Raw genomic sequence first — 8,400 nt, 5'->3', positions numbered from 1 at the left:
GCGGTGGATAACGGCCTGCCGCTCTACCGCTATATTGGGGGCGTTTCGGCCCGTACTCTGCCGGTGCCGATGATGAACATCGTCAATGGCGGCCAGCATGCCGACAACCCCATCGACATCCAAGAATTCATGATTCAGCCTATTGGTGCATCCTCGATTGCCGAGGCTGTCCGGATTGGCTCGGAAGTGTTTCACACGCTGAAGAAGCTGCTGGCCGAGGGAGGGCATAACACCAATGTCGGTGACGAAGGCGGCTTTGCCCCGAACCTGAACTCCGCCGACGAGGCGCTGGGCTTCATCGCCAAGGCCTGCGAAAAAGCGGGCTATAAGCCGGGTGAGGATATCACCTTCGCGCTGGATTGCGCCTCCACGGAATTCTTCAGGAACGGCATCTATGACCTTGAAGGCGAGGGTAGGAAGTTCGATGCAGGTCAGATGATCGACTACTTGGCCGATCTCTGCGCCCGCTACCCCATCGCCTCCATCGAGGATGGCTGCGCCGAGGATGACTGGGCCGGTTGGAAGGCGCTGACAGAGCGGCTGGGCGGCAAGGTCCAGCTGGTGGGCGATGATTTGTTCGTCACCAATCCCGAGCGGTTGCAGCGCGGCATCGAGGCGGGCATCGCCAACTCCATCCTGGTCAAGGTCAACCAGATCGGCACGTTGACCGAGACGCTGGAGGCGGTGGAGATGGCCCAGCGCGCCGGCTACACGGCGGTGATGTCCCACCGCTCGGGCGAGACCGAGGACGCGACCATCGCCGATCTCGCCGTGGCGACGAATTGCGGCCAGATCAAGACCGGCTCGCTGGCGCGCTCCGACCGGACGGCCAAATACAACCAGCTCATCCGCATCGAGGCGGAGCTGGGCGGCACCGCCCGATATTACGGCCCCTTCCTGCGCCGGGTTTGATCCCCAAAAACTCCGTCACGGTTCCGGCGCCCCGGCGGCCAGCGCCATCCGCACCAGCTCCGGCAGGCTGCCCGCCTCCATCTTGGCCATGAGATTGGCGCGGTGGGCCTCCACCGTGCGGGCGCTGATGCCCAGATCATAGGCGATCATCTTATTCGGCAGGCCCCGCACCAGCGCCTCCAGCACCTCCCGTTCGCGGGGGGTCAGGCTGGCGAGCCGCGCCTGCACGGCCGCGCCTCTCCCGGCGGCGCGCGGGCAGCGGATCAGAGCCTCGTTCACGGCGGTGAGCAGGGTTTCATCCGTAAAGGGTTTTTCGATGAAATCGACCGCGCCCTCCTTCATCGCCCGCACCGCGAGCGGCACGTCGCCATGGCCGGTCATCACGATCACCGGCAGGGCGATGCGCCGCGCCGCCAGTTCGCGCTGCAAGTCCAGCCCGGACATGCCGGGCATCCGGATATCGGTGATGACGCAGCCGCGCTGGCCGGGGACCACGCGCTCCAGCAGGCGGGGGGCGGATTCATGGGCGCGGACGGTGAAGCCGGCGCTGATGAGCAGAAAGGCGAGGCCCTGGCGCACGGCTTCGTCATCATCCACCAGATGCACCACCGCGCCGTTCATCGTCCCTCCCCGCCAGGCGCGCGCAGGGTGAAGGCGAACAGCGTGCCGCCGCCCGGCCGCGGCTCCGCCCAGAGCCGCCCGCCATGCGCCTCGACGATGGTGCGCGAGACGGAAAGCCCCACCCCCATGCCCTGACTCTTGCTGGTGATGAAAGGTTGAAAGAGCCGCCCCCTGATCTCCGGGGCGATGCCGGGGCCGGTATCCGCCACCTCGACCCGCACCAGCCCATCCGCCTGGGGCCGGGTGGTGACGAGGATGTCCCTGGTCTCGCTTTCCTGCACCGCTTCCATGGCGTTGCGGATCAGATTCACCAGCACCTGCTGGATCTGCACCTTATCGGCGATGACCAGGGGGCATTCCGGGCTGAAGACGAAGCTGACCCCGATGCCCGTCTCGCGCGCGCCGATCATCGCCAGGGCGCTCGCTTCCTCGGTCAGCTTCGGCAGGTTTTCCGCCCGCCGCTCGGTCTCGCCGCGGGAGACGAATTCCCGCAGCCGCCGGATGATCTGTCCGGCGCGCAACGCCTGCTCCGCCGCCCGCTCTATGCCCTCGCGCAGCAGCGCCTCATTCTCCGCCTTGCCCCGGCCGAGAAGACGCTTGCAGCCGTTCAGATAGGTGGCGATGGCGGTGAGCGGCTGGTTGAGTTCATGGGCGAGGGTGGAGGCCATCTCACCCATGGCGGTGAAGCGGGACATATGGGCGAGCTCCGATTGCAGCTCGTGCAGCCGGGCTTGGATTTCCTGCCGCTCCGTCAGGTCGCGCATAAAGCCGGTGAAGGCGCGCCGCCCCTGGTCCGCTTTCGTCTCGCCGATATAAAGCTCGATCGGCAAGGTTGTTCCATTTTTGCGCCGGCCGATCACCACGCGCGAGGCGCCGATGATGCGCTTCTCGCCAGTGGCGAGGTAGCGGGCGAGATATTGGTCGTGATGCTCGCGATAAGGCGAGGGCATTAGCAGGCTGACATTGAGCCCGGCGACTTCCGCCGCCGCATAGCCGAACAGCCGCTCGGCGGCGGCGGAGAAGGTCTGGATGATTCCGGCCTCGTCGATGACGACCATGGCATCCGGCACGGTGTCCAGAATCGAGTGCAAATGCGCCTCGCGGTCCAGCCAGCTGGGATCGTCGCGGCCACTCCTTTTTTCCGCCGGCTCGGGGCCGGCGGCTTTGTCCGAACTGCTGTCGCGCATGACTCCGCTCGGCCTTTCGTTATGGCGGGCATCCTATCACACGTTTGGTCGCAGACAATGACCTGAGTCCGTGGCGGGACGGCCGGCTATACGGCGAGGTGGGCGAGAAAACGCGCCTCCGCGCGGCGGAACAGATAAATCAGGGCAAAGGAAATGCAGAGATATATGAGCGCCGCGAGGCCGAACGCGTCGAAGGGCGCGTAGGTGGCGGTATAGGCGTCATTGGCGATTTTGAGAATATCCGGCACCGTGGCGGTGAAGGCGAGGGTGGTGGCGTGCAGCATGAGGATCACCTCGTTGCTGTACATTGGCAGGGCCCGGCGCAGGGCGGAGGGGATGATGATGCGCCGGTAGAGCATGGCCCGGGACATGCCGAAGGCTCGCCCGGCCTCCACCTCGCCGAAGGCGGTGTCGCGGATGGCGCCGTAGAAGATCTCGGTGGTGTAGGCGCCGGTATTGAGCGCGAAGGAGAGTAGGGTGCAGTTGAGCGCGGAGCGGAAGAAACCGGCGAGAAACGGCGTCTCCCTGACGAAATGGAGCCCATACACGCCGGTATAGATCAGCAGAAGCTGCACATAGAGCGGCGTGCCCCGGAAGATGAAGCCATAGAGCCAGACCGGTCCCCAGAGCAGCGGGTTTTTGGCATTGCGCAGAATGGCGAGGGGCAAGGCGAGGCAGAAGCCGATGGCGCAGGAGATGACGAGCAGCCAGAGCGTCATGGCGAGCCCGGTCATCTGGTAGCCATCCGTATAGAGAAAAGCCCGCCAATAATGCTCGAGAATGTAGATCATAGCACCGCCTGCCGCACGCCGGTCATATAGCGGCGCTCCAGCAGCAGCAGGACGCCGTTGGAAAGGCTGGTGAGCAGGAGATAGACCGCGCCCGCGATGCAGATGAAGAAAAAGGTGCGAAAGGTGGCCTGGCCCGCCGCCTGGGCGGCCTTCACCACATCGGAGAGGCCGATGATGGAGACGAGCGCCGTGGCTTTGAGGATCACTTGCCAATTATTGCCGAGCCCGGGCAGGGCGTAGCGCATCATCTGCGGGAAGAGAACGCGGCGGAAGGCCAGAAAGGGCCGCATGCCAAAGGCGCGGGCGGCTTCCATCTGCCCCTTGGGCACGGCGAGAAACGCGCCGCGGAACGTCTCGGTGAAATAGGCCCCGTAGATGAAGCCGAGGGTGATCGCGCCGCTGGTGAACGGGTCGAGCTGAAGTTCGAAATCCACCGCGTTTTGCAGGGTATCAAGCCAGTCGGTGAAATTATTGATCCAGATTTGCAGTGAATAAAAGATGAGCAGCATCAGCACGAGATCCGGCACGCCGCGGATCAGCGTGGTGTAGAGCGTGGCGATGAAACGGGCCGGGCGGTTCCGCGAGAGCTTGGCGGAGGCGCCGATGAGGCCGATGACGAAGGAAAGGAACAGGGAGAGCAGGGAAAGCTCCACCGTCGTCACCGTGCCGGAGAGAAGTTGCGGCCCATAACCGGCGAGATTGAACATGCGGATTTCCGGAAGCGAAACCGGCCCCGTAAAGGGGCCGGCTCATGGAGGGTCAGGGTGTCTGCTTGGCGGCCTCGGCATTATAGATGCTGAAATTGAAGTATTTCGACTGGATCTTGTCGTAGGTGCCGTCCTTATGCATCTGCGCGATGGCCCAATCGATTTTCTTCAGCAGCTCCGTCTCGTCCTTCCGCACGCCGATGGCGATGTAGGAGCCCAGCACATCCTTCGGATCATAGGTGGCGTTACCGCCGAATTCATAATCCGCGCCTTTGGATGTTTTGAGAAAGCCATAATCCGCCTCCACCGAATCCTGGAGCGAGGCGTCGAGCCGGCCCGAGAGCAGATCGGCATAAACCTGGTCCTGGCCCTGATAGGAGACGATCTTGACCCCGGCGGGCTGCCAGTAGGTCTTGGCGTAGGTCTCCTGGATCGTGCCGGCCTCCACGCCGACGGTCTTGCCTTTCAGGCTTTCGGCGGTGGGCTTCAGGCCGGAGCCCTTTTTCACAACCAGGCTGGTCGGCTCATCATACATCTCGGAGGAGAAGGCGATCTGCTTGGCGCGCTCGGGCGTCACGGTCATCGAGGAGAGAATGGCGTCGAATTTCCGGGCCTGCAAAGCGGGGATGATGCCATCGAAGGATTGGCTGACGAAGACGCATTTCACCTTGAGCTCGGCGCAGATCGCCTTGCCGAGATCAATGTCGAAGCCCTGGAACTCGCCGGAGGGGGAGAGGCTTTCGAAGGGCGGATAGGTGGCGTCCACCCCGAATTTGATTTCCTTGAAGGTTTTGGCCGAGGCGGCCTGTGGCAGCGCGGCGCCGAGCGCGAAAATCGCGGCCAGGGCCGGAGCGATGAATTTATTCATATTGTCTCCCATGTTGAGCGTCCATCCCGGCCCGCCTGCCGGGATGCGGCGTCGGATGACATTACCTGATTAAAAATCCAGCGCAACGACCGAGTTGGCCCTTAAAATGCCGTGAAGTTGCGCTGTATCAAGGAAACTCAGCGGGAGAGGTTTAATCTTGCTAGGGGTTTTGGCGATTTGCGTGGCAGGGTATGGAACGACGTGCCAGAGATAGAAGAGAGGGCTGATTCCGGGGCCAAAGTATTGGTTCATTCGCGTGATGAGGCCGTGGGCCACGCCCTGCGCTTCACCCTGGCGCTGGATGGGGTGGAGGTGCATGTCTGCCAGGAGGCCGGCGCGCTGCTCTCCTCCCCGGTGTTGAAAGCCTGCCACTGCCTGGTGCTGCATGACGACCCGCCCCGCACGGATGGCTGCGCCCTTTTGGAGCTTTTGCGCCAGCATGGCGCTCTCGCCCCCGCCATTTTGCTGGTGGGTCTCCTCACCGCCGCCTTGCAGGCCCGCGCCGAGGCGGCAGGATTCTGGCTGGTGCTGGAGTGGCCGATTCTCGACAACCGGCTGATCGAGGCGATCCTGAGCCAGGTGCGGGCCCAGCGGACTCAGGGCCGGCCCTACGTATAATTACGTAGGGGGAAAACCGGATGGCGCGGGGCGGCGCGCCGGTCTTATCTGCCGGCTCACTTTGCAGCGAGGAGGAGCGGCGATGTCGGCTTCGATGATGCAAGAGCGAAAGAGCGGGCCAGCCCTGGCGAGGCCGCCCCAGACGGCAAGGCCAGAGGTCCAGCCGGTTCTGAGCTTCGCCCCGGATGAGACGATTTTCCGCGAGGGCGGCGAGGCGCGCTGGATGTATAAGCTGGTTGACGGCCTGGTGCGTGGCTGCCGCTTCCATGCCGATGGACGGCGGCAGATCGAGGTCTTCCATAAACCCGGCGATGTGTTCGGCTTCGAGCCGGGGCTGGAATACGGCCTCTCCGCCGAGGCGGTAACCGCCTGCACCGTTTTGAGGCTGGCGCGGCCGGATCTGGCGCGAGATCCTCACGCGGCTGTGCGGCTGTGCGGATACGCCATGCGCGCCCTGGCGGCCGCCCAGGCCCATGCCCGGCTGCTCGGGCGGGGCAGCGCCGGGCAGAGGCTGGCGGGGTTCCTGCTGGATTTGCAAGCGGAGCCAAGGCAGGAGCTGATGGAGCTGCCGATGACACGCCAGGACATCGCCGATTATCTCGGACTCACCATCGAGACCATCTCACGCACGCTGGGCCAGTTCGTCCGGCAGGGAATGCTGCACCTCGTCACCGCCCGCAAGCTGCGGATTCTGGACCGCGAGGGTCTCGCCGCGCTCTGCGGCTGACCCGGCTGGACGGGATGAATGCTATAATATAACATTCCCGCCGACGCCGATTTTGGGGGGAGGGGATGAGACTTCGCCGTTGGGGCTGGGGCTTCGCCTTGGCCTTTGCCGGGCATATGGCGCTGGCGCAGACCGGCTTGCGCGCGGTGGGGCTGGAAAGCCAATACGCGGATGTGCTGGCCCAAATCGGCGGCCCCTATGTCCGTGTCGCCGCCATCCAGTCCAACCCCGATACGGACCCCCATGAATTCGAGGTGACCCCCGGCGTCGCCGCCGCGCTGCGCGGGGCCGATCTCGTGGTCGAGAACGGGCTGGGTTACGATGCCTGGGCAAAGAGGCTGCTCTCCGGCACGCGGGCGCAGGTGCTGAGCGTCCAGGCGCTCCTCCATTTGCCGGACAGCACCCCCAACCCCCATCTCTGGTACGGGCCAGCGGCCATGCCGGCGGTGGCGGCGGCGGCGGCGGCGGCCTTCGCCGCCCGCGACCCGGCGCATCAAGCACAGTACGCGGCGAATCTCGCCACCTTCAACGCCGCGCTCGCGCCCTGGAACCAGGAATTGGCGCGGATCAAATCCCAATACGGCCAGGCCCCGGTGGCGGTGACCGAGCCGGTGGCGGACGCGCTGCTCGCCGCCGCCGGGCTGCGGATCATGACCCCGTTTTCTTATGAGCTGGCGGTGATGAACGGCACCGACCCCGCCCCGCAGGATGTCGCGGCCCAGCAGGCCCTGTTGCGCGGCCACAAGGTGCGGGTGCTGGTCTATAACGCCCAGGTGACGGACCCGCAGACCGCCGCGCTGCTCGCCTTGGCGAAGCGGCACGGGGTGAGGGTCCTGCCGGTTTACGAGCTGATGCCCGCCAGCGCCGGCCATTATCAGGATTGGATGCTGCATACCACGCGAGCCTTGGCCCAGGCGCTGGCGGCGGGGCCATGAGCGAAAGCGGCGCGGCGCTGAGCGTCTCCGGTCTCGCGGCCGCGCCGGGCGGACGGCCGGTGCTGCGCGGCCTCGATTTCACCCTGCCGCGCGGCGGGTTTTGCGGGCTGATTGGCGCGAATGGCGCAGGAAAGACCACATTGCTGCGCGCCCTGCTGGGGCTGATCCCGGCGCAAGGCAGGGTCGAGGCGTCCGGGCGGCTCGGCTATGTGCCGCAGAAGCTCGAATTCGACCCGGATCTGCCGCTGCGCGCGCGAGATTTCGTCGGGCTGGGGCTGGATGGCCAGCGCTTCGGCTTGCCGTGGCCGGGCCGAGGCCGGCGCGAGGCGATCGCCCGGGCGCTGGAGGCGGTGGAGGCGGAGAGCTTCGCGGCGCAACGCCTCGGCCGGCTATCCGGCGGACAGCAGCAGCGGGTGATGATCGCGCATGCGCTCGTCCGCCGTCCCGCCATCCTCCTGCTCGATGAGCCGCTGGCTAGTCTCGACCTCAAGGCCGCGGCGGGGATCGTCTCCTTGCTCAAGCGGCTTTGCCGGGAGGAAGGGGTGAGCGTGCTGCTCGCCGCCCATGACATGAACCCGCTATTGCCGGCGATGGACCGGATTCTCTACCTCGCGGGCGGGCGGGCGGTCTGCGGCGGGGTCGATGAGGTGGTCTGTTCCCAGGTGCTCTCCCGGCTCTACGGCCACCATATCGATGTGCTGCGCGTCCATGGCCGCATCCTGGTGGTGGCGGGGGAGGGCGGAGCGGACCAGGCGGATGAGCATGTGACGGTCATTCCCTGATGCTGGGGTTTTTTCAGAGCGGGCCGGTGCAGGTGGCGCTGGCGCTGGGCGGCGCGGCGGCGCTGCTGGGCGCGTCGCTCGGCCTGTTCGCCGTGCTGCGCGGCCAGGCCTTCGCCGGTCATGCCCTGGCGGATGTCAGCAGCGCGGGCGGGGCGGGCAGCCTGCTGCTCGGCTGGACGCCCCTGCCCGGCTTCCTGCTCTTCGGCCTCCTGGGCGCGGCGGGGCTGGCGGCGCTGCGCGCGCGGCACGCGG

11 protein-coding genes are annotated in these 8,400 nt (G+C 65.8%); 6 read left to right on the top strand and 5 right to left on the bottom strand.

Going from position 1 to position 8,400, the window contains the following annotated elements; genetic code table 11:
* Positions 1–912, top strand: a 912-nt coding sequence (gene eno / locus M7H45_RS00685) for a phosphopyruvate hydratase (RefSeq protein ID WP_298213681.1), incomplete at its 5' end; no start/stop codon positions are given.
* Positions 913–927: 15 nt separating this feature from the next.
* Here eno and fixJ read toward each other — a convergent pair.
* The 5 genes from fixJ to M7H45_RS00660 form a co-directional block, all read right to left on the bottom strand.
* Positions 928–1,533, bottom strand: a complete 606-nt coding sequence (fixJ, locus tag M7H45_RS00680) for a response regulator FixJ (protein ID WP_298213679.1) — start codon at positions 1,531–1,533, stop codon at positions 928–930.
* Positions 1,530–2,720, bottom strand: coding sequence for a sensor histidine kinase (locus M7H45_RS00675; protein ID WP_298213677.1), 1,191 nt, complete (start codon positions 2,718–2,720; stop codon positions 1,530–1,532). Before M7H45_RS00675 ends, fixJ begins: the two co-directional genes overlap by 4 nt.
* An 86-nt stretch (positions 2,721–2,806) precedes the next feature.
* Positions 2,807–3,511: a histidine ABC transporter permease HisM gene (gene hisM, locus M7H45_RS00670; protein WP_298213675.1), complete on the bottom strand. Its 705-nt coding sequence runs from the start codon at positions 3,509–3,511 to the stop codon at positions 2,807–2,809.
* Positions 3,508–4,218 carry an ABC transporter permease gene (locus tag M7H45_RS00665; RefSeq protein WP_298213673.1) on the bottom strand — a complete coding sequence of 237 codons (711 nt, stop codon included), beginning with the start codon at positions 4,216–4,218 and terminating at the stop codon, positions 3,508–3,510. Before M7H45_RS00665 ends, hisM begins: the two co-directional genes overlap by 4 nt.
* A gap of 52 nt (positions 4,219–4,270) precedes the next feature.
* Positions 4,271–5,086, bottom strand: coding sequence for an ABC transporter substrate-binding protein (locus M7H45_RS00660; protein ID WP_298213671.1), 816 nt, complete (start codon positions 5,084–5,086; stop codon positions 4,271–4,273).
* Positions 5,087–5,329: 243 nt separating this feature from the next.
* Between M7H45_RS00660 and M7H45_RS00655 the strand changes: the two genes are divergently transcribed.
* From M7H45_RS00655 to M7H45_RS00635, 5 genes are all read left to right on the top strand, one after another.
* The gene (locus M7H45_RS00655) at positions 5,330–5,704 is read left to right on the top strand and encodes a hypothetical protein (protein WP_298213668.1); all 375 of its coding nucleotides are present in this window, start codon (positions 5,330–5,332) and stop codon (positions 5,702–5,704) included.
* An 82-nt stretch (positions 5,705–5,786) separates the two neighbouring features.
* Positions 5,787–6,431, top strand: coding sequence for a helix-turn-helix domain-containing protein (locus M7H45_RS00650; protein ID WP_298213666.1), 645 nt, complete (start codon positions 5,787–5,789; stop codon positions 6,429–6,431).
* A gap of 65 nt (positions 6,432–6,496) precedes the next feature.
* The gene (locus M7H45_RS00645) at positions 6,497–7,366 is read left to right on the top strand and encodes a metal ABC transporter solute-binding protein, Zn/Mn family (RefSeq protein ID WP_298213663.1); all 870 of its coding nucleotides are present in this window, start codon (positions 6,497–6,499) and stop codon (positions 7,364–7,366) included.
* On the top strand, positions 7,363–8,148 hold the full coding sequence (locus tag M7H45_RS00640) for a metal ABC transporter ATP-binding protein (protein WP_298213661.1): 786 nt from the start codon (positions 7,363–7,365) through the stop codon (positions 8,146–8,148). Before M7H45_RS00645 ends, M7H45_RS00640 begins: the two co-directional genes overlap by 4 nt.
* Positions 8,148–8,400: metal ABC transporter permease (locus M7H45_RS00635; RefSeq protein ID WP_298213660.1), on the top strand; the 253-nt coding region annotated here is incomplete at its 3' end. The genes M7H45_RS00640 and M7H45_RS00635, both read left to right, overlap by 1 nt.

Origin of the sequence: Acidocella sp. (assembly GCF_027352905.1) — a bacterium.
GTDB lineage: Bacteria > Pseudomonadota > Alphaproteobacteria > Acetobacterales > Acetobacteraceae > Acidocella.
The sequence above is the reverse complement of the archived record's forward strand: the minus strand, read 5'-3'. Positions and strand labels throughout refer to the sequence as shown.